Here is a 19,905-nt window from a genome sequence, read left to right as displayed (position 1 = left end):
TCAGGTTTCGTCCTGTTCGGCGCCGGAGCCGGCTGCGGCGCGGCCGAGGCGGTCGGCGATGGCTTGCCAGGCGGGGCCGGTTGGCAGGGCTTCGATCAGGATGAAGTCGGCGCCGAGGGTGTCGAGTTCGCGCAGACGGGCGTACAGATCGTGGGCGTAAGGGGCGGGGTCGGGCGACGCGGCCTGCCAGATCAGGCGAGCGTCGTGCGGGTCCGGTTCGCCGTGGGCGAGGACGGCCACGCGGCTGCCTTCGCCGGCGAGGATCGCGGCCTCCTCGACCAGGTGCACGGCGGGCACCAGGCGCAAGGGGGTGCGCGGTGCGTAATGGGCGGCGAGCGCGCCGGAGACGCGGGGCACAGCGGTCTGCGCGCCGGTATCGGATGACGCAGCTGCTCGCGTGCCCTCCTCCATTGCGCCGCGCACCTGCGGCCGGCGGCCGATGACACGGGCGATGTCGTCGGCGGTGATCGCGCCGGGGCGCAGGATCTCCGGCACATCGCGCGAGAAATCGAGGATGGTGGATTCGATGCCGAGGGCGCAGGCACCGCCGTCGAGCACCATCGCCACCTTGTCGCCGAGTTCTTCCTGCACGTGCGCGGCGGTGGTCGGGCTGATGCGGCCGAAGCGGTTGGCGCTGGGCGCGGCGATGCCGGAACCGAACTGCTGCAGCAGGCCGAGCGCGATCGAATGCGAGGGCACGCGCAGGCCGACGGTGTCCTGGCCGCCGGTTACCTCGTCCGGCACCCCGGCTTCGCGCTTGAGGATCAGCGTCAGCGGGCCGGGCCAGAACGCGCGGGCGAGCGCGGTGGCGTCCTTCGGGATGCTCGCGGCCCATTGCGGCAGGTGGCTGGCATCGGGCAGATGCACGATTAGCGGATGGTCGGCCGGCCGGCCCTTGGCGGCGAAGATCTTGCGCACCGCTTCGGGGTTGAGCGCATCGGCGGCGAGGCCGTAGACGGTCTCGGTGGGCATGCCGACGATGTCCCCGGCGCGCAGCAGATCGGCCGCGCGCCGGATGGCGGTGAGCGTGGGTGGCTCGATCGCGCCGCGCGGGCTGGCGGCAGGGGCTTTGCCCGGGCTCATTCGTCGCGGATGCCGATCGCGGCGCGGGCCTGCAGCGCGCGTTCGAGCACCTGGGCCGCGTCCTCGCCGATGACGGTGAAGTGGCCCATCTTGCGCCCCGGGCGGGCGTGATGCTTGCCGTAGAGGTGCAGGCGCAGGCCGGGCACCGCATGCAGCACCGACCAGTCCGGCTCGTGGTAGGCGCCATGCCCTTTATGGTCTTCGTACCAGAGTTCGCCGAGCACATTGATCATGGCCGCCGCCGAGTGCTGGCGCGGACGGGCGAGCGGCAGCCCGCACAGCGCCCTCACCTGCTGCTCGTACTGGCTGACGTCACAGGCGTCGAGGGTGTGGTGACCGCTGTTGTGCGGGCGCGGCGCCATCTCGTTGACCACCAGTTCGCCGCGGCAGACGAAGAACTCGACCCCCAGGGTGCCGATGTAGCCGAGCTTGGCGGCAATGCGTTCGGCGATCTCCTGCGCATTGTCACGCAGGCACGCGGAAGCCTGTGCCGGGGCGATGGTGACATCGAGGATGCCGTTGCGATGGCGGTTCTCGGCGGTGGGAAAGCACTCCACCTTGCCACTCTCGTCGCGCGCGAGCACCACCGACACTTCGTAGTCCAGCTCGAGCATCTGCTCCAGCACGCAGGGCTCGCCCTTGAACTGGCGGAAGGCGGCGAGCGCCTCGTCGCGGCCGGCAACCCGGGCCTGGCCCTTGCCGTCGTACCCGAAGCGCGCCACCTTGAGCACCGCCGGGAACAGACCGGCGTTGGCCTCGAGGATGTCGTCTTCGCTGCGGATCGCCGCGAAGGGACCGTGCGGCAGACCGTGGTCGGCGAGGAAGGTCTTCTCGGCGATCCGGTTCTGGCATACCGCGACCGCGCTCGCCGCCGGATGCACCGGGATGAACTTGGCGAGGTAGTCCAGGGTGTCGGCGGGAACGTTCTCGAACTCGGTGGTGACCGCCGCGCATTCGGCGGCCAGCGCATCGAGCGCGACGTAGTCCTCATAGGCGGCGACCAGATGATGATCGGCGATCATGGCGGCCGGGCTGTGCGGATCGGGGTCGAGCACCCAGACCTTGTAGCCCATCTCGTGGGCAGCCGAAACAAAAAAGCGGCCTAGCTGGCCGCCGCCGAGCATGCCGAGGGTGGCGGGCGGGAGGATCACGATGCGTGCCTTTCAGTCCAGTTTCATGTCGAGCACCGCCTGGGTCTGGCGGGCGCGGAAGGCGGTCAGTTTGTCGGCCAGGGCGGCATCCTCGTTGGCGAGCAATGCGACCGCGAACAGCGCCGCATTGGCGGCACCGGCTTCGCCGATGGCGAAGGTGGCGACCGGAATGCCCTTGGGCATCTGCACGATGGAGAGCAAGGAATCCTGTCCCGACAGCGCCTTCGACTGCACCGGCACGCCGAGGACCGGCAGCGTGGTCTTGGCCGCGACCATGCCCGGCAGGTGGGCGGCGCCGCCGGCACCGGCGATGATCGCCTTGAGCCCGCGCTCGCGTGCGGTTTCGGCGTATTCGAACATCAGGTCGGGGGTGCGGTGGGCGGACACGACCCTGGCCTCGAAGGGCACGTCGAACTCCTCCAGCATCCGGGCCGCGGCCTGCATGGTGGGCCAGTCGGAATTGGAGCCCATGATGATGCCGACGACCGGGCGGGTATCGCTCATTGCATTGTCCTCGGGAAACTTACTTGCCGGCGGCGCTTGCCGCGCGTCCAGCGGAAATCACGGTGTTTTCGAGCAGCATGGTGATGGTCATCGGGCCGACACCGCCGGGAACCGGGGTGATCAGGCCGGCGACCTCCTTGGCCGACTCGAAATCGACGTCGCCGCACAGTTTGCCCGCGTCAGGACCATCTTGCAGGCGGTTGATGCCGACGTCGATCACGGTGGCTCCGGGCTTGATCATGTCGCCGGTGACGAAGCGCGGCTTGCCGATCGCCGCCACCAGGATGTCGGCGCGGCGGGTGTGAAACAGCAGATCGCGGGTCTTCGAGTGACACACGGTGACGGTGGCGCCGGCATTGGTCAGCAGCATCGCCATCGGCTTGCCGACGATGTTGGAACGGCCGATCACCACCGCCTCGGCACCGGCCAGCGGCACGCCCTCGGCCTCGAACATCTTCATCACGCCATGCGGTGTACAGGGCAGGAAGGCGTGCTGGTTCTGCGACAGGCGGCCGACGTTCTCGGCGTGGAAGCCGTCGACATCCTTGGCCACGCTGATCGCCTCGAGCACCGCAGCCTCGTCGAACTGCCGCGGCAGCGGGAGCTGGACCAGAATGCCGTGCACGGTCGGGTCGGCATTGAGCTCGGCGAGCTTGTCCATGACCACCGCGGGGGCGACGTCGGCCGGGTAGTCGAGGCGCAGCGAACGGATGCCGGCCTTCTCGCAGGCGGCCACCTTGTTGCGCACGTAGACCGCAGAGGCCGGGCTCTCGCCGACCAGGATGACCGCCAGACACGGTTGCACGCCACGCGCGGAGAGCGCCGCGGCACGTTCGGCGATTTCGCCACGCACCCGGGCCGAGAGCGCGTTGCCATCAATAATGCGAGCGGTCATCGAAGAAGCCTCGAAAAAGCTCGCAATTTTAGCAGCATCGGCAGACAGGTAGGGTGAGCTTCAGCCCTCTCCGACTCTGACGGTCTGGAAGAGTCAGTGGCGAAGGCGGTAGCCAACCCCGCTGATCGTTTCGAGCTGACGTGCTTCTCGACCGAGCTTACGCCGCAGCGTGCACACGACCGCGTCGACCACGTTGCTGCTCCCCGAGTACGTCACCCCCCATACATGGCGCAGGAGCTCTCCGCGCGAAACGGCCTTGTCCGCGTGTTCAAGGAGATACTGGATGAGATCGAACTCAAGCGGCGTCAGGGATACGCGCTCCGTGTCCAGTACCAGTTCGCGCGCCGCAACGTCGAGCAGTGGCGGAACGTGGACGATGCCCAGTTCGACCGCAGCAAGTTCGGCCAGCCAGCCGTCAACCGAGCGCGGCCCGAAGTCGAGCATGGCACTGTGATAGGCCAGTCCATCCATTTCCACCTCGCCCCCAGCGAGGATGGTGAAGCCCAGGTGCTGCGCGACAGCAGCATAGGGGCGCAGATCGCGAACGGTGAGGTACACCCGGCGCAGCCCCGGACGCATTTCCATGTAGGTGCGCTTGAGGTCGAGCCAGATCGCGGCCTGAACATCCGACGGCGCCTCGCCCTCGACCCGACTCAGCCAGCGCCGGCAAAAAAGCGCGGTTTCGCCCGCGGCGAGGGGATGATCGGCGAGATGCGCGCGCCATATGGCGGTCACCGGATCGTCGCGTAACCACGCCGCATCCACTCGATCGCCGGGCAGCTTGCAGCACAAGCCGAGGACCGCGGCGTCGCGCCCCCGCACCACCGAGAAGGCCCCGGGAAGGCGCTTCCACCAGTCCAGCAGCACCGCGGCAGCGGTCGCGCCTTCGTGCACGCGGATGATCGCCGTGAGGCCTTCGTCATCGCTCCCCAGCGCCGGCTCGACCGCCAGTTGCTGGGTGCCGCGCGGGAAGAACGCTTCGCGCACAACCGGATTCTCGATCAGATAGAGCATGTCGGCGGTGTAGCGCCACGATTCGCTGCCGACGCCAAGCGTTGTTTCACTGCGCAACTGGCGCCAGGCAATGCGCTGACAATCGAGATAGCGTGCCGGATCGCGGGCGCGGAGCGAGCGCGCGACGGCGTCGCGCACCGCGTCGTGGATGACCAGCCCGTCGCTCGCGCTGTCGACGAAGGGCAGACGTCGCAGGCGGTCATAGGCATCCTGGGGAGCAAACTGCGGAAACAGGCTGCGCAGCAGCGAAATGGTCGTTCGCCGGGTGACCGACGCGCCCTCGAGGATGCGCCGCGTCCCGGCGTCGCCCACATCGGCGAGAAACATGTTGGTGAGTTCGTCGAGCGCATTCTGCAGCGGCACCTGCTCCAGCGCCAGCCCGGGGCGATCCTGGCATGCGGCCGCCGCGAGGCGCAGCGCAAGCGGGTGACCGCAGGTGAAGCGGCTCAGGCGCACCGCATCCTCGCCACGGGTGCCGAGGCGGGCGAGCAGTTCGATCGCGTCGCCTTCGTCGAGTGGCGCGAGCGCGATCGACTGCAGCACCTGCGCGCTGCCCGGCAATGCGTGCCAGGCCACGAACGGGCGCTCACGACCGAAGAACAGCACGCGCACGTTGTCTCGCAGGGCGGGCACGAAGACCTGCCGCAGCCAGGTGTCCATGAGACGAAAGACCTCGTAGGTGTCGAGCATCAACACCACCGTCCCGGCCAACTCGCCGAGGCGCTGGGTGAGCGCCTCGATGGCGGCGTCGCACCCGATGGCCTCGCCCACGGCGAGCAGGAAGCCATTCTCGGTGGGTTCGATGCGGCGACAGTCGAGGCTCACCACCGCTGCGCCGGCAGCGCGGGCGTCGGCGGCGAAGCGCCCCATCAGGGCGCTCTTGCCCACCCCGGCAATACCGTGAACATGGATCACGCGAGGTCCGTCGGCATTCAGTATGGCGCCAAGGGCGGCGCGCTCCGCGGCCCGGCCGATGAAGTCCTCGCGGGCCCGGCTCTCGAGCAAGTCCGCCATACGCTGTGGCATCACGTTCTCCCGGGTCTTTACTCACTATAGGCGAGGCGCCGCTCCTCCGCGGCTCTCGGGCCCCTCATGATTTCCTCATCACTCCGTCACGCCGGGGCGAAATGGGCAGCTATAAAAAAAGAACGGCTAAGTCGGCCGCAGCAACCATCAAGGAGGGCCGAAACATGAGCACCGAATGGAAACTCAAGGGCGAGTATCTCGAGAGCTGCAGCTGCAAGGGCGCTTGCCCGTGCATCTACCTCGGTTCACCGACGGAGGGGGCCTGCACCGCTCTCGTGGGCTGGCATATCGACCAGGGCAGTTTTGGCACGGTCGGCCTGGACGGCCTCAACGCGGTCGTCGCCCTGCACTCACCGGGGAACATGGCCGAGGGCAAGTGGAAGGTGGTGTTGTATCTCGACCAGGCGGCCGACGTCTCGCAAACCGAAGCGCTCGGCACCATCTTTGGCGGCAAGGCCGGTGGCCACCCTGCCCTGCTCGCGTCATTCATCGCCGAAGTGCTCGCCGTGGAGCAGTTGCCGATCCGCTTCGACAGCGAACCCGGTCGCCGGCGCTTCCGCATCGGCGACAGCGCCGAAGCCGACGTGCAGGCAATCGAGGGCCAGGGCGGCGCCGAAGTCACGATACGGAATCACCCGCTGGCCGTAGCGCCGGGCGAGACCCTCACCGTGGCAAAGTCGCGCGCCTTGCGTCATCAGGCGCACGGCGTCGATCTGGCGCTGGCCGATCGCACCGCGTTCTACTCACCCTTCAGCTACGCGGGCCCCTGAGGGAGTAGCCGTCATGGAAAGGACGATGCGCGGCCTGCGCGCACGCGCGCAGCTCTCCACCGCTGTCGCACTGGCACTCCTCGCCGGGCTCACTGCGCTCGCCTGGGCGTACATGATCGGCCTCGCGGCGCATGCGGACATGGGCCACGCCGCCATGCCCGCGACCGCCTTCGAGTTCATCGCGGTCAGCGTACTGATGTGGTCGGTGATGATGGTCGCCATGATGTTGCCCGGCGCGGCTCCGATGATCTTCACCTTTTCCACGGTGGCGCGCCGTCGCGCCGATGGCGAGGCGAGCGCATTCGTGCCGACGTGGATTTTCGTCGCGGGCTACCTCGCGGTGTGGACTGCCTTTTCCTTGCTCGCCGCCCTTGGCCAGTGGGCCCTGTACGACCGCGGCCTGCTCGACTCGGCGATGGGCCGGACCGGGCCGATCGCGGGCGCGGCGCTGCTTGTCCTTGCCGGCGCCTTCCAGTGGAGTGCCCTCAAGGAGGCCTGCCTGACCAAGTGCCGCACACCCCTGAGCTTTCTCCTCACGGAATGGCGCGAGGGCCGGCGCGGCGCCTTCGTCATGGGTCTGCGCCACGGCGCGTTCTGCGTCGGCTGCTGCTGGGCACTGATGCTGCTGATGTTCGTCGGTGGCGTGATGAGCCTGGTGTGGATGGGCGGGCTGGGAATCTACATGCTGGTGGAGAAGGTCGTGCCTGCGGGTCAGCTCTTCAGCCGGATCAGCGGTGTGGTGCTGGTGTTTACTGGCCTCGCCCTGGCGATGGTCACGCTGAGCTCCACCTAGCAAGCAAGCGGCGGGGGCTCAGGGTTGGCGCGAACCGGCACTCGGCTCGTCGCAGGCATCGAGGCATCGCAGTTGACCACGTATCAACGCGCAGCCGGCTTCGTGGGCGTCATCGGACAGGTCATCGAGCTCGTCTGACGCCGGGCGACGCCGAGCCAGGCAAGCATCTGCGGCGAACGGCTCACGCGCTCATCGAAGGCTTCGTCGAAAAAAAGTGGCGGAGAGCCGGCGAGCGCGAAGCCCCGTCGATCGCGCTCATGTCGCCCACCCACGGGCCGAGAGCGCGTTGCCATCAACAATGCGAGCGGTCATCGAAGAAGCCTCGAAACAGTTCGCAACTTTGACAGCAGCGGCCCGCCTGTTGGGCGCGCTTCAGCCCGCCGCAGGGGGTGGCTCGGGCACGAGTGCCAGAACCGGGCAGCTGTGGCCGACTGAGTAACCCTACGGGGGATCTTGCGGACGGATCGCGACTCACCCCGTTGACGCGCTTCCCGCAAGGAAACGATTCAGGCGGCTTCAGCCTCTGCCACCGCCCTTCGACCACGTTCGAAGGCCAGCCGATTGAGGTCGAGCAGCGCCGGTTTGCGGCTGGCGAAGCGTGCAAGTACCGCATCGCGCAGCACATCGGCGGGAAACGGCAGGCGGTCGGCCATGGCGCCGAGCATCACGGTGTTGCCGAGGCGGATATTGCCGAGCTCGAGCGCCAGCGCGCTGGCATCGAAGGCATGGACATCCACGCCCAGGGCACGCATCTGCGCCACCGGATCGGCCGGATAGTCGTACAGCCCGAGGTTGACCACCGGCGGCACCACCCGGCCCAGATTCACCAGCGCAACGCCGCCCGGGCGCAGCATGTGCACCCAGCGCAGGGCCTCGGCCGCCTCGAAGCCGACCAGCAGATCGGCCTGTCCGGCCGCGATCTGCGGCGACAGCACCTGCTCGCCGAAACGCAGGTGCGAGGTCACCACCCCGCCACGCTGGCTCATGCCGGCGACTTCGGTTTTCTTGACATCGTGGCCGAGCGACAGCGCCGCTTCGGCGAGGATTTCGGTCGCGGTCATCACGCCCTGGCCGCCAATGCCGCATACCAGAATATTGCTCATGATCATGATGGCGTCCCCACCTTGCGCAGGAAGGCGACCGGCTGCGCCGGTCGGGCATGGACGATGGCCTCGGGCGCACAGGGCTGCACGCACAGACCGCAGCCGGTACAGGCTGCGGTCTCGATGCGGACAAAGGCGAGATCGACCTCCTTGCCCGAAGCCTTGACTGCCTTCTCGCGCCGGGTCACGTGGATCGCCGGACAACCGACATCGACGCAGTTGCCGCAGCCGGTACAGCGCTCGTCCATCACCTTGTACGGCGGCGTCGCCCGGTAATCGTCGATCAGCACGCAGGGGCGGTCGGTGATGATGACCGAGGGCTCGGCGACCTTCGTTTCCTCACGCAGGGCCCTGAACAGCACCGGCAGCTGATAGGGATCGACCACGCGGATGCGTTCGGCCCTGACCCCGAGGGCTTCGCACAGTTTTGCAAAATCGATCCGTGGTGCGGCTTCGCCGTGGATGTCGCGCCCGGTGCCGGGGTTGTCCTGGCCGCCGGTCATGCCCACCGCACGGTTGTCGAGCAGCAGCACGGTGACGTTGCCGCGATTCCAGGTGATGTCGAGCAGGCCCTGCATGCCCATGTGCAGGAAGGTGGAATCGCCGATCACGGCAACGACGCTCTTGTTGTCGTCGGTGGTGCCGCGGCCCTTGTCCATGCCCAGCGCCACGCCCATCGAGGCGCCCATCGAGATGCAGGTGTCGAGCGCGTTCCACGGTTGTCCGGCGCCCAGGGTGTAGCAGCCGATATCGCCCGAGATCGAGATGTTGCGCAGCTGCGACAAGGTGTAATACACGCCGAGGTGCGGACAGGCCACGCACATCGTGGGCGGACGCGGGAACACCTTCTGCGCGGCCACCTCCGCCCCCGCCGGCGCTACCTCGCCGAGCAGGCCGGCGATCGCGGGACGCAGGACCTCGGGCGAGAGTTCGCCGGTTCGGGGCAGGATGTCCTTGCCGGTGCAGACGATGCCCGCTGCGCGCAACTCGGTTTCGACCAGCGCTTCGGTTTCTTCGACCACGACCACCTGCTCCACCCCCTCGGCGAAGGTCCGGGCCAGCTCGAGCGGCAGCGGATGGGCGAAGCCGAGCTTGAGCACCGGCGCATCGGGGAAGGCCTCGCGCACATGCATGAAGGCCGGACCGGAGGCAATGAAGCCGACCCGCCGGTCGCTGCCCGCGATCACCGGATTCAGATCGCTGCCTTCGGCTTCCGCGCGCAGCGCGCCATCGCGCTCGAACATCAGCGGCAGCCGCGGCCTGGCGTTGCCCGGCACCATGACCCAGCGCCGCGGATCCTTGACGAAGCCGGTCGGCTCGCAGGTTTCGCGCGCGGCGCCGAGGACCCGGCCCTTGACGTGACAGATGCGGGTGGTGAGGCGCAGGATCACCGGGCAGAGGTGACGCTCGGACAGCGCGAAGGCCGCGCGGGTCATGTCGTAGGCTTCCTGCGCATCGGCCGGCTCGAACACAGGCAGATGGGCAAAACGCCCCCAATAGCGCGAGTCCTGCTCGTTCTGCGACGACGACATGCCGACATCGTCGGCGACCGCGATCACCAGCCCGCCCTCGGTACCGGTCACGGTCATCGTCATCAGCGCGTCGGAGGCGACATTGAGCCCGACATGCTTCATCGCGCAGAAGGCACGCGCACCGACCATGGACGCGCCGAGCGCGACCTCGAGCGACACCTTCTCGTTCACCGACCATTCGGCGTAGAGCTCGGGGTAGGTCGCGAGAACCTCGAGAATCTCGGTGGAGGGCGTACCGGGATAGGCGGCGGCAACCCGGCAACCACCATCGCGCACTGCAAGCGCGACCGCCTCGTTGCCGGACAGGAACAGGTACTGATGGGTCGAGGCTGGCAGGGGTGCGCCCATGGGCATGGCTCCGTCGTCGGGTCGGACAAAGGAGCAGACATTACCGATCGGTCGACAATACCGGGTTGATACAGGTCAACGCGGTGCGGATTGCACCGGCCGCTAGACGATCCGCGGCGGACTCGGGCACTTGAGTCCGATCTGCGTCACCACGCCATGCATATCCATGTCACGCACGGTCAGCACGAAGCTGCCGATCGCGACCTTGTCGCCGACCACGGCACGGCGGCCGAGTCGCTTCAGCATCATGTCGCACAGCGGCAGCGGTTGCTCTTCCGGATCGAGTTCGAAACCATAGGCCTGCGCAAGATCGCCGGCCGAACACGACGGATCGACCACGAATTCGCCGAAGAAGCCGGCGTGAGCCGACAACTCGCGTTCGGTCACGACACTGAAAACGCGGGCCAGGGGCTCGGCATAGTCGTCAGCCGCCGCGAACCAGACCGAATCACCCGCCGCCAGCCGGGTATCGACCTGCAAATCGTGCAGGCGGCCACGTCGCACCAGCGATACGCAGCGCACCGACAGCCCGCCATGATCGGCGGCGATGTTGTCGGGGTGACGCCCTTCTGCCGCTGAGCCGGAAGCAACACGAAATTCGAGCAGATCGAGCGATGCCTTGTCACCCACCCAGACCTCGCGCCGGTCGACCGGTTCGTCGCGCGGCGGGACTTCGACCTTGAGCCAGCGCGCCGCCACCGGCACCGTCGCCCCCTGGATCAGCAAGGACACCAGCACCACGGCGAAAGCCACATCGAACAACAGCCGGGATTCGGGCACGCCCATCATCACCGGCACGATCGCCAGCACGATCGGCACCGCGCCACGCAGGCCCACCCACGAGATGTAGGTCACCTCGCGCGGCTTGAAATGAAAGGGCCACAGTCCGATCGTCACCGCCAGCGGGCGCGCGACCAGCATCAGGAATACCGCCATCGCCAGGGCCTCGGGGGCGTGATCGACGAGATGCGATGGCGTCACCAGCAAGCCCAGCACCAGGAACATGCCGGCCTGCGCCAGCCAGGCCAGACCGTCCATGACCCGCAACACATGTTCGGTCGCATGGCAGCGCCGATTGCCCACCACCAGCCCGGCAATGTAGACGGCCAGGAAGCCACTGCCGTCCATCAGGTTGGTGGCGGCAAACACCATCAGCCCGCCCGACACGATGAGCAGGGCGTAGAGACCTTCCGGGAGCTGAAGCCGGACCAGCAGGCGCGCCAGCACCCAGCCGCCGGCGACGCCGAGCACCGCGCCGATGGTGAGCTGGGATGTCAGCAACGCCAGGAAGCGACCGACGCCGGCCTGCTCGGGAAGCAGCAGCATCTCCACCAGCACGGTGACCAGCAGGATGGCCATCGGGTCGTTGGCGCCGGACTCGATCTCGAGCGTGGCCTTGACCCGCTCGTTGAGCCGCACCCCGCTATTGCGCAGCAGGGCGAACACGGCTGCCGCATCGGTGGAGCCGACGATGGCCGCCAGCAGCATGCCGAGCCGCCAGTCCACATCGAGCAACCAGGTGGCGAACACGCCCAGGGTCGCGGCAGTGCCGACCACCCCCCAGCTGGCCAGCACCGCAGCCGGCCACAGTGCCACCCGAAAGCTCTCCACCCGGGTCCGCAAGCCACCGTCGAGGAGGATGACGGCAAGGGCAAGATGGCCGACCAGGGTCGCGGTGGCAAAATCATCGAAACGGATGCCACCCGGGCCGTCCTCGCCGGCGAGCATGCCGACGAGCAGAAACAGCAGCAGCAGCGGGAGTCCCAGACGCGCCGATACGGTGCTCGCTAGCACGCTGATGAACAGCAATACACCGACGAGCAGGAAGAGGCCATTCAGCGCAGTCATAGACAGAACTTATCATGGCAGGTGAGCAATGCCTATGCGTACCTGCCGCGTCCGGTCTGTCGGTTGCGACGATGGCTCAACGGGTGGCGGCGGTCGGCTCCACGGTGACGACATGCTGCACCAGCTCGGCCAGCGAATGGGCGCCCATCTTCTCCATCACGCGGGCGCGGTGCACCTCGACGGTCTTGATGCTGATGCCGAGCACGTCGGCGATTTGCTTGTTGAGCTTGCCGGCGATGATCAGGTCGAGCACCTCGCGCTCGCGCTGGGTGAGGTGATCGAGGCGTCGGACCGTATCGGCCTCGAGCTTGCGCTTCGAGCGGCTGTTGCGCTCCTGCTGCAAACACTGTTCGATCAGGCGCAGCATGTCCTGGTCGCCGAACGGCTTCTCGATGAAATCCACCGCCCCCTTCTTGAGCGCGGACACCGCCATCGGCACGTCGCCGTGACCGGTGATGAAGATCACCGGCAAGGTGAAGCGCTTGCGCCCGAGTTCCTCGAACAGCTCCAGCCCGCTCATGCCGGGCATGCGCACGTCGAGCACCAGGCAGCCGGACATCGACTCGCGCCATGCGGCGAGAAAGCTTTCGGCGGAATCGAACGCCGCCACCGCATACCCGCTGGACTCGAGCATCCAGACCAGGGAGTCACGCAGGGCTTCGTCATCGTCGACGATGTAGATCTGTTGGTCAGGCACTGCGCGCGACTCGCTCACTTGCGGCCTCCGTGGGCAAGGTAAAGGAGAATATGGTACCCCCTTCCGGGTTGACGTCGACAATCAGGCGGCCATCGTGAAACTCGATGATCGAGCGGCAGATGTTGAGCCCCATGCCCATGCCCTCGGCCTTGGTGGTATAGAAAGGCGTGAACAGGCGGGCCCGGTCCTCCTCGCTGATGCCATGGCCGCGATCGATGACCGCCACTTCGACCGAGTGCGGCCCGAAGGGACGCGCACGCGCCACCAGCGTGCGCTCCTCGGGCAGCACGTCGCTCATCGCATCGAGCCCGTTGCGGACCAGATTGAGCACCACCTGCTCGATCATGATGCGGTCGGCGTAAACCGCCGGCAGCCCCGGTGCGACTTCGGCCACCAGCCGGATGCCGAGACGGCGCGCATCGATCTCGGCAAATCCGAGCGCATCGTCGAGTATGTCGGCGATCTGCACCGCATTGCGGCGCGGCTCGCTCTTCTTCACGAACTCGCGGATGCGGCGGATGATCTTGCCCGCGCGCTCGGCCTGGAAGCTGGCCTTCTGCATCGCGGCAAGGAGGTCCTCGGGTTTGCTGTTGCCGGACTGCATGCGGGTGACGCAACCGGCACAGTAGTTGGCAATGGCCGACAGCGGCTGGTTGAGTTCGTGGGCCAGCGTCGAAGCCATTTCACCCATGGTGATCAGGCGCGAGGTGCGCTCGAGCCGCTCCTCCTGCTGACGCGAGATTTCTGCGGTCTGTTTGCGGTCGGTGATGTCGGTGGCGATGCCCATCCGCACCACCCGGCCGTCCACCCAGCGCGTGGCGTGTTCGCGCACGTGGTACCAGCGTCCGGACAGCGGATGCTGCAGCTCGCCGTCGAACAGTTCGCGCGGCAGGTCGGCCACGCTCAGGCCGCGCGGGTCGACCCGGTAGTCGCCCCGCTCAGGCTGCGGCACCGCCACCCCGCGCACCGTGCGCCCGACCGCATCGAAACCATGAATGGCCTTGAACGCACGATTGGCGAACAGGATCTCGTCGGTGCCGGCGTCGGACACGAACACCGCCGCATCCAGCCCGTCGAGCACCGCCTCGAAGCGCTCATGGGCGGCCTCGAGCGCGGCACGCACGCGCTTGGGTTCGGTGATGTCGGTCACCGAGGCCATCCAGCCGGTCTGACGGCCGGTGAGATCGATCAGCGGTGACAGATAGAAGCGCGCATCGAGCCTCTCGCCGTTCTTGCGCCGGATGCGCATTTCGAAACCGCTGGAAGGCGCCCGCCCGCCCAGCGTCAGCTCGAGATTGCGCGCACAGACATCGAGCTCCTCGGTCGGCCAGTACGGAAACGGCGCCTCGGCCCCGAGCAACTCGTCCTCGTCGAACCCGACCATGCGGCAAAAGGCGGAATTGACGTAGATGATGCGACCGCTGAGATCGATCGCGCGCAGGCCGGTAATGACCGAATCCTCCATCGCCTTGCGAAACGCCGACTCGGCGCGCAAGGCCTCCTCGGCGGCCTTGCGCCCGGTGATGTCGTGCGCCACCGCATACACCAGCTTTTCGGCCCGCACCGGGTTGATGCTCCACACCAGCCACTTGTAGCTGCCGTCGGCACACAGGCAACGATTCTCGAACTTGACCGGCTGCCCCGCGGCCAGCAGGCGCAACTGCTCCAGTGTGGAGGCGACATCGTCGCGATGCACCAGGTCGAGCATCGGCTTGCCCGGCAGCTCGCGCGGGGAATGGCCGAGGATGCGTTCGAAAGCCGGGTTGCAGCGCCTGAACGATCCATCGAGGCCGACCACGCACAACATGTCGAGCGACAGGTTGAACAGGCGATCACGCTCCTTCTCGACCTGAACCCGGCGCAGTACGTGCATGCGCAGCAGCCACAGGGTCCACAGCACGATCACCGACAGGCCGATGATCAGCACGATCGGCAGCGCCTGGGGGAGTTGCCCGCCGGTGCGGAACGCGGTCGCACGCAGGACGAGGCCATTGCCGGGCGGATCGAGCGGGAGCTCGAACGCCACGCTTTCGTCGAGATCCTTGAGCGCGGAGTTCACCGCCAGCGTCTCGCCGTCGGCATTCAACAACGCCAGTCGATACTTCTCCGCAAACCATCCCGGGACCAGATGGCGTACCACCCGCTCGATCGAATACACGCCGACAATGGCCCCACGAAAATCGCGTCCGTGGCGGATCGGCACATAGACTTCGAGCACGGTCAAACCGCGCGCCGTAGTGTAGGCCTCGCCGTAGGCGGCGCGGCCGCCGTCGCGTGCGCGGACGAAGGCCGCCGACTGCGGCGCCGCCAGCGCGTCGCCGGCGAGCCAGTCGGTGGTATCGAACGGTGCCGACCAGCGCACGATTCCGTCCTCCCCCACCCAGACCACGTTGACCAGTTCGCCATTGTTGGCGATGTGCTGATTGGCGCGCAGCTGGAATCCGTCCGGATCGAGCGCCTGGGCCGCCAGGTCGCGGGCGAGCTGACCGAGGAACTCCTCGGTGCCCTGCATGTGCAGCCGCATGGTCTGCTCCGCCCACTGGACGTCGCGCGCCACCGCATTGCGCTGGCTGTCGAGTTCGCGGGTCTGCAACAGGCCGACGAGGGCGAGCATCGACAGCGCAAAGACGACGACCGCGACATAAGGCGCCGTCCAGTACCAGCGATTGGGTGCGGATTGAGCAGGATCGTCGGTTTCGGTCATGAGTGAACGCGGGGGAAAACTGCGGGGGACGCCGGAGTCGCGAACGTCGACATGCACCGGTCCGGATGACGCTGCATTGTTGCCGCGCCTTGGCCCCAGCCGGCATCGGGTATTACCCTAGTGGTGCGCTTCGGGTTTCCGCCAATTCTTTGTCGGTCGATAACACAACACAATACGGCAATGTTCCTGCGCACAACCCTTCGGCTCCTGAATGTCCTGGCCGTGATGCTGCTGACGGGTCCCGCGGGAGCGGCCGAGCCTGCCGGCGCGGTGCAGCCGGTCAGGATCGGCGTAACCGGTCCATTTACCGGCGGCTCGAGCCCGATGGGGGTCTCGATGCGTGAAGGCATCCGCATCGCGGTCGCCGAAATCAACGCCGGCGGCGGACTCCTGGGGCGCCCGGTCGAGCTGATCGAGCGCGATGATGAAGCGCGTAACGAGCGTGGGGCCCAAGTCGTCCAGGAATTGCTGAACAAGGAAGGGGTGGTCGCCGGCCTCGGCATCGTCAATACCGGTGTCGCCCTCGCCAGCCAGCGCTATTACCAGCAGGCGAGGATACCGGTGATCACCTCGGTCGCCACCGGTTCGCTGGTCACCAAGCAATTCCAGCCGCCCGAATTCGCCGAGAACTTTGTGTTCCGGGTATCGGCGAACGACACCCTGCAGGCGGCGATGATCGTCGAGGAAGCCATCGATCGACGGGGCTTGCGACGGGTCGCCATTTTTCACGACGCCACCAACTATGGCCAGCTGGGTCGCGAGGACCTCGAACGGGCGCTGGCCAGCCGCGATATCGAGCCGGTCCTGATCGAACGTTTCCAGCTTCGCCAGGCGGACATGACCCAGGCCCTGTTGCGCGCACGACAAGGGGGCGTCCAGGCCATCCTGACCTACGGCATCGGCCCCGAACTGGCTCAGATCGCCAACGGGATGGCGCGTCTGGACTGGAGAGTGCCGTTGATCGGCAGCTGGACACTGGCGATGTCGAATTTCATCGACAACGCCGGCCCCAACGCCGAAGGCGCCCGCATGCCCCAGACCTTCATCCAGGAACCCAATACGGCACGTCGCAAGGCCTTCCTCGAGGCCTGGCGCGAGCTCACCGGCACCGAGCGAATTCCCGTGCCACCAGCCGCTGCACAGGGGTATGATTCTGCCCTTCTGCTGGCGGCTGCGATACGCCAGGCGGGCACCACCGACGGTGACCGTATCCGGGAGGCGCTGGAGAATCTCGAGACCCGGGTAGCCGGAGTGATCATGGAATACGCGCGTCCATTCACCCGGGACAGCCACGAAACCATCTCATCACCCGGGCAGATCTACATGGGCGAAGTACGCAATGGGCGGGTGGTCTTTGCCTACGCGGACGATCGCCTGCGGGCGATGCGGCAATGACGCTGCCCGCGACAAGTATCGATTTTCCCGATCGGCCGGGGGACCTCTCCCTCCCTCCCTCACCCCCGGCCGATTTTTTTCCCGTTCCGAGTACGACAGGGCTCACGCATCCATGCGTCGAGCCCTGTTTTTTTGCGCTCGGCTCCCGTTCCAGAGACAGATAAAGGTTTTCGAAAGCTCGCAAGACGACACTTTTTTTGTTCCACCGCCACAAAAGCTATTGCGCATTGCGAAACATGGTTTTATAGTTCGAAACGCTGATCGGACAGCACCGGTTCGGTCTCGCGTATTTCACGACCATCTCCGCCCTGCCGGGGCGGACTTTGCCAACCAAAGTCATGAGGAGACAAACCATGACCGGAACATCAAACGTCATTCTGCAACCCGACCCCGACAGCCAGGAAACGCAGGAGTGGCTCGACGCCATCGCTGCGGTCATCGAGAACGAAGGTGCCGAGCGCGCCCATTTCCTGATCGAGAAACTGATCGACAGCGCACGTGAGGAAGGCATCAACCTGCCCTACTCCGCCACCACCCAGTACATCAACACCATCCCCGCCGACCAGCAGCCCAAGTACCCGGGCGATGCGGACATGGAGATCAAGCTCCACTCCTACATCCGCTGGAACGCGATGGCGATGGTGGTTCGTGCCAACAAGAACACCAACGTCGGCGGCCACATCGCCTCCTTCGCCTCTGCCGCCGCGCTCTACGACGTGGGTTTCTCCCATTTCTGGCATGCGCCGAGCGCGGACCACGGCGGCGATCTGATCTTCTTCCAGGGCCATTCGGTGCCGGGCGTCTATTCCCGTGCCTTCATGCTCGGTCGTTTCAGCGAAGAGCAGATGGACAGCTTCCGTCAGGAAGTCGACGGCAAGGGCGTGTCGTCCTATCCGCACCCGTGGCTGATGCCCGACTTCTGGCAGTTCCCGACCGTGTCGATGGGCCTCGGCCCGCTGTGCGCGATCTACTCGGCCCGCTTCATGAAGTACCTGGCCAGCCGCGGCCTGATCGATGCCGCCCAGGCTGAAAAACGCAAGGTCTGGGCCTTCCTCGGCGATGGCGAGACCGACGAGGTCGAGTCGCTGGGCGCGATCGGCATGGCCGCGCGCGAGAAGCTCGACAACCTGATCTTCGTCATCAACTGCAACCTGCAGCGCCTCGACGGGCCGGTGCGCGGCAACGGCAAGATCATCCAGGAACTCGAAGCCGAATTCCGCGGCGCCGGCTGGAACGTGATCAAGCTGATCTGGGGCACCAACTGGGACACGCTGTTCGAGCGCGACAAGAAGGGCATCCTCAAGACGCGCATGATGGAACTGTGCGACGGCGAATATCAGACCTTCAAGGCCAAGGACGGCGCCTACGTTCGCGAACACTTCTTCAACACCCCCGAATTGCGGGCGCTGGTCGCGGACTGGACCGACGAGCAGGTGTGGAACCTGAACCGCGGTGGCCACGACCTGTTCAAGATCTTTGCCGCCTATAACGCCGCCGTCACCCACAAGGGTCAGCCGACGCTGATCCTGGCCAAGACCATCAAGGGTTTCGGCATGGGCCAGTCGGGCGAGGCGATGAACATCTCGCACCAGCAGAAGAAGCTCGACACCGAGTCGATCAAGCGCTTCCGCGACCGTTTCAACATTCCGGTCGCCGACGAGAACCTCGCCGAATTGCCCTACCTGAAGTTCGCCGAAGACTCCGCCGAGTACAAGTACATGCGCGAGCGCCGCATGGCCCTGGGTGGCTTCCTGCCCAGCCGCCGGCGCAAGGCCGAGCCGCTGCCGGTGCCCGCACTCGATACTTTCGGCGCGCTGCTGAAGGCCTCGGGCGAGGGTCGCGAACTGTCGACCACGATGGCCGTCGTGCGCATCATGAACACCCTGCTCAAGGACAAGCAGATCGGCAAGAACATCGTCCCGATCGTGCCCGACGAGAGCCGCACCTTCGGCATGGAAGGCATGTTCCGCCAGTACGGCATCTGGAACCAGGAAGGGCAGAAGTACGTACCCGAAGATCATGACCAGCTCATGTTCTACAAGGAAAGCCAGACCGGCCAGGTGTTGCAGGAAGGGATCAACGAAGCCGGCGCCATGGCCGACTGGATTGCTGCAGGCACCGCCTACAGCGTGCACGGCGTGCAGATGATTCCGTTCTACATCTTCTATTCGATGTTCGGCATGCAACGCACCATGGACCTGTGCTGGGCGGCAGCGGATCAGCGCACCCGCGGCTTCCTGATCGGCGGTACCGCCGGGCGCACCACGCTCAACGGCGAGGGCCTGCAGCACGAGGACGGTCACAGCCTGGTGATGGCCAACATGATCCCGAACTGCGTCAGCTACGACCCGACCTTCCAGTACGAAGTCGCGGTGGTGGTGCAGGACGGCATGCGCCGCATGTTTGCCGAGCAGGAAGATGTGTACTACTACATCACGGTGATGAACGAGAACTACGAGCACCCGGAGATGCCGGCCGGTGCCGAGGCCGACATCATCAAAGGGATGTACGCCTTCAAGAAGGGCGGCGCCGGCGAGCTGCGCGTGCAGCTGCTGGGTTCGGGCACCATCTTCAATGAAGTCATTGCCGCCGCCGACCTGCTCAAGAACGACTGGGGCGTCGAAGCCGACATCTGGGGCTGCCCGAGCTTCAACGAGCTCGCACGCAATGGCCAGGACACCGCACGCTGGAACCTGCTCCATCCGCTGGAAGCGCCGAAGCTGTCGCACGTCGAGCAAAAGCTCGAGGGCGCGGTCGGCCCGGTGGTGGCTGCAACCGACTACATCAAGCTGTTCGCCGAGCAGATTCGTCCGTTCGTCAAGAACACCTATGTCACGCTGGGCACCGACGGTTTCGGCCGCTCCGACACCCGCGAGAAGCTGCGCCACTTCTTCGAGGTGGATCGTCACTGGGTCACGCTGGCTGCGCTCAAGGCGCTTGCCGACGAAGGCAAGATCGAACGCGACAAGGTTGCCGCTGCGCTGGTCAAGTACAAGCTTGATCCGAGCAAGCCGAACCCGATGTCCGTTTGAGCACCGAGGG

The 19,905-nt window shown here is 66.4% G+C and carries 14 protein-coding genes; 4 read left to right on the top strand and 10 right to left on the bottom strand.

The genetic code is table 11. From position 1 onward, the window contains the following. From AC3A35_RS09865 to AC3A35_RS09845, 5 genes are all read right to left on the bottom strand, one after another. Entirely contained in the window at positions 1-1,083 is a 1,083-nt protein-coding gene (locus AC3A35_RS09865; RefSeq protein ID WP_487435879.1) for an L-threonylcarbamoyladenylate synthase, read from the bottom strand. Continuing rightward, the gene (locus AC3A35_RS09860; RefSeq protein WP_487435878.1) at positions 1,080-2,234 is read right to left on the bottom strand and encodes a 5-(carboxyamino)imidazole ribonucleotide synthase; all 1,155 of its coding nucleotides are present in this window, start codon (positions 2,232-2,234) and stop codon (positions 1,080-1,082) included. Before AC3A35_RS09860 ends, AC3A35_RS09865 begins: the two co-directional genes overlap by 4 nt. 12 nt (positions 2,235-2,246) lie before the next feature. Continuing rightward, complete coding sequence (gene purE, locus AC3A35_RS09855) at positions 2,247-2,738, bottom strand: 5-(carboxyamino)imidazole ribonucleotide mutase (RefSeq protein WP_487435877.1); 492 nt, start codon at positions 2,736-2,738, stop codon at positions 2,247-2,249. A gap of 19 nt (positions 2,739-2,757) precedes the next feature. Then, on the bottom strand, positions 2,758-3,633 hold the full coding sequence (gene folD, locus AC3A35_RS09850; RefSeq protein ID WP_487435876.1) for a bifunctional methylenetetrahydrofolate dehydrogenase/methenyltetrahydrofolate cyclohydrolase FolD: 876 nt from the start codon (positions 3,631-3,633) through the stop codon (positions 2,758-2,760). 93 nt (positions 3,634-3,726) lie between these two features. After that, positions 3,727-5,673 carry a winged helix-turn-helix domain-containing protein gene (locus AC3A35_RS09845; protein WP_487435875.1) on the bottom strand — a complete coding sequence of 649 codons (1,947 nt, stop codon included), beginning with the start codon at positions 5,671-5,673 and terminating at the stop codon, positions 3,727-3,729. Between the two features lie 164 nt (positions 5,674-5,837). Between AC3A35_RS09845 and AC3A35_RS09840 the strand changes: the two genes are divergently transcribed. Together AC3A35_RS09840 and AC3A35_RS09835 are read left to right on the top strand one after the other, a co-directional pair. Further along, positions 5,838-6,443: a DUF1326 domain-containing protein gene (locus AC3A35_RS09840; RefSeq protein WP_487435874.1), complete on the top strand. Its 606-nt coding sequence runs from the start codon at positions 5,838-5,840 to the stop codon at positions 6,441-6,443. Between the two features lie 13 nt (positions 6,444-6,456). Beyond that, positions 6,457-7,236: a DUF2182 domain-containing protein gene (locus AC3A35_RS09835; protein ID WP_487435873.1), complete on the top strand. Its 780-nt coding sequence runs from the start codon at positions 6,457-6,459 to the stop codon at positions 7,234-7,236. A gap of 506 nt (positions 7,237-7,742) precedes the next feature. On the opposite strand, the gene AC3A35_RS09830 is transcribed toward AC3A35_RS09835, so the two are convergent. The 5 genes from AC3A35_RS09830 to AC3A35_RS09810 all read right to left on the bottom strand — a co-directional run bounded on the left by AC3A35_RS09830 (position 7,743) and on the right by AC3A35_RS09810 (position 15,468). Continuing rightward, positions 7,743-8,345, bottom strand: coding sequence for an indolepyruvate oxidoreductase subunit beta (locus AC3A35_RS09830; RefSeq protein WP_487435872.1), 603 nt, complete (start codon positions 8,343-8,345; stop codon positions 7,743-7,745). Further along, a complete protein-coding gene (locus AC3A35_RS09825; protein ID WP_487435871.1) occupies positions 8,342-10,219 on the bottom strand; it encodes a thiamine pyrophosphate-dependent enzyme in 1,878 nt (625 codons plus the stop codon). The genes AC3A35_RS09830 and AC3A35_RS09825 overlap by 4 nt, the downstream gene beginning before the upstream one ends. A 102-nt stretch (positions 10,220-10,321) precedes the next feature. Then, positions 10,322-12,067: a potassium/proton antiporter gene (locus AC3A35_RS09820; RefSeq protein WP_487435870.1), complete on the bottom strand. Its 1,746-nt coding sequence runs from the start codon at positions 12,065-12,067 to the stop codon at positions 10,322-10,324. Between the two features lie 76 nt (positions 12,068-12,143). Then, positions 12,144-12,782 carry a response regulator transcription factor gene (locus AC3A35_RS09815; RefSeq protein WP_487435869.1) on the bottom strand — a complete coding sequence of 213 codons (639 nt, stop codon included), beginning with the start codon at positions 12,780-12,782 and terminating at the stop codon, positions 12,144-12,146. Next, entirely contained in the window at positions 12,757-15,468 is a 2,712-nt protein-coding gene (locus tag AC3A35_RS09810; RefSeq protein ID WP_487435868.1) for a PAS domain S-box protein, read from the bottom strand. The genes AC3A35_RS09815 and AC3A35_RS09810 overlap by 26 nt, the downstream gene beginning before the upstream one ends. A gap of 225 nt (positions 15,469-15,693) precedes the next feature. Between AC3A35_RS09810 and AC3A35_RS09805 the strand changes: the two genes are divergently transcribed. Both AC3A35_RS09805 and aceE read left to right on the top strand, forming a co-directional pair. Further along, positions 15,694-16,863: an ABC transporter substrate-binding protein gene (locus AC3A35_RS09805; protein ID WP_487436209.1), complete on the top strand. Its 1,170-nt coding sequence runs from the start codon at positions 15,694-15,696 to the stop codon at positions 16,861-16,863. 353 nt (positions 16,864-17,216) lie between these two features. After that, positions 17,217-19,895: a pyruvate dehydrogenase (acetyl-transferring), homodimeric type gene (aceE, locus tag AC3A35_RS09800; protein WP_487435867.1), complete on the top strand. Its 2,679-nt coding sequence runs from the start codon at positions 17,217-17,219 to the stop codon at positions 19,893-19,895. Positions 19,896-19,905: the final 10 nt, after the last annotated feature.

Source organism: Azoarcus sp. Soil_N_20, from assembly GCF_057656155.1.
Note: the sequence above shows the minus strand (reverse complement) of the source record. Positions and strands in the feature narration are given on the sequence as shown.

Bases quoted from the DNA above. Each gene is read 5' to 3' on its own strand.
- purE (WP_487435877.1), bottom strand. From the start codon at position 2,738: ATGAGCGATACCCGCCCGGTCGTCGGCATCATCATGGGCTCCAATTCC.
- AC3A35_RS09845 (WP_487435875.1), bottom strand. From the start codon at position 5,673: ATGCCACAGCGTATGGCGGACTTGCTCGAGAGCCGGGCCCGCGAGGAC.
- folD (WP_487435876.1), bottom strand. From the start codon at position 3,633: ATGACCGCTCGCATTATTGATGGCAACGCGCTCTCGGCCCGGGTGCGT.
- AC3A35_RS09835 (WP_487435873.1), top strand. From the start codon at position 6,457: ATGGAAAGGACGATGCGCGGCCTGCGCGCACGCGCGCAGCTCTCCACC.
- AC3A35_RS09805 (WP_487436209.1), top strand. From the start codon at position 15,694: ATGCTGCTGACGGGTCCCGCGGGAGCGGCCGAGCCTGCCGGCGCGGTG.
- AC3A35_RS09830 (WP_487435872.1), bottom strand. From the start codon at position 8,345: ATGATCATGAGCAATATTCTGGTATGCGGCATTGGCGGCCAGGGCGTG.
- AC3A35_RS09840 (WP_487435874.1), top strand. From the start codon at position 5,838: ATGAGCACCGAATGGAAACTCAAGGGCGAGTATCTCGAGAGCTGCAGC.
- AC3A35_RS09820 (WP_487435870.1), bottom strand. From the start codon at position 12,067: ATGACTGCGCTGAATGGCCTCTTCCTGCTCGTCGGTGTATTGCTGTTC.
- AC3A35_RS09865 (WP_487435879.1), bottom strand. From the start codon at position 1,083: ATGAGCCCGGGCAAAGCCCCTGCCGCCAGCCCGCGCGGCGCGATCGAG.
- AC3A35_RS09810 (WP_487435868.1), bottom strand. From the start codon at position 15,468: ATGACCGAAACCGACGATCCTGCTCAATCCGCACCCAATCGCTGGTAC.
- AC3A35_RS09825 (WP_487435871.1), bottom strand. From the start codon at position 10,219: ATGGGCGCACCCCTGCCAGCCTCGACCCATCAGTACCTGTTCCTGTCC.
- aceE (WP_487435867.1), top strand. From the start codon at position 17,217: ATGACCGGAACATCAAACGTCATTCTGCAACCCGACCCCGACAGCCAG.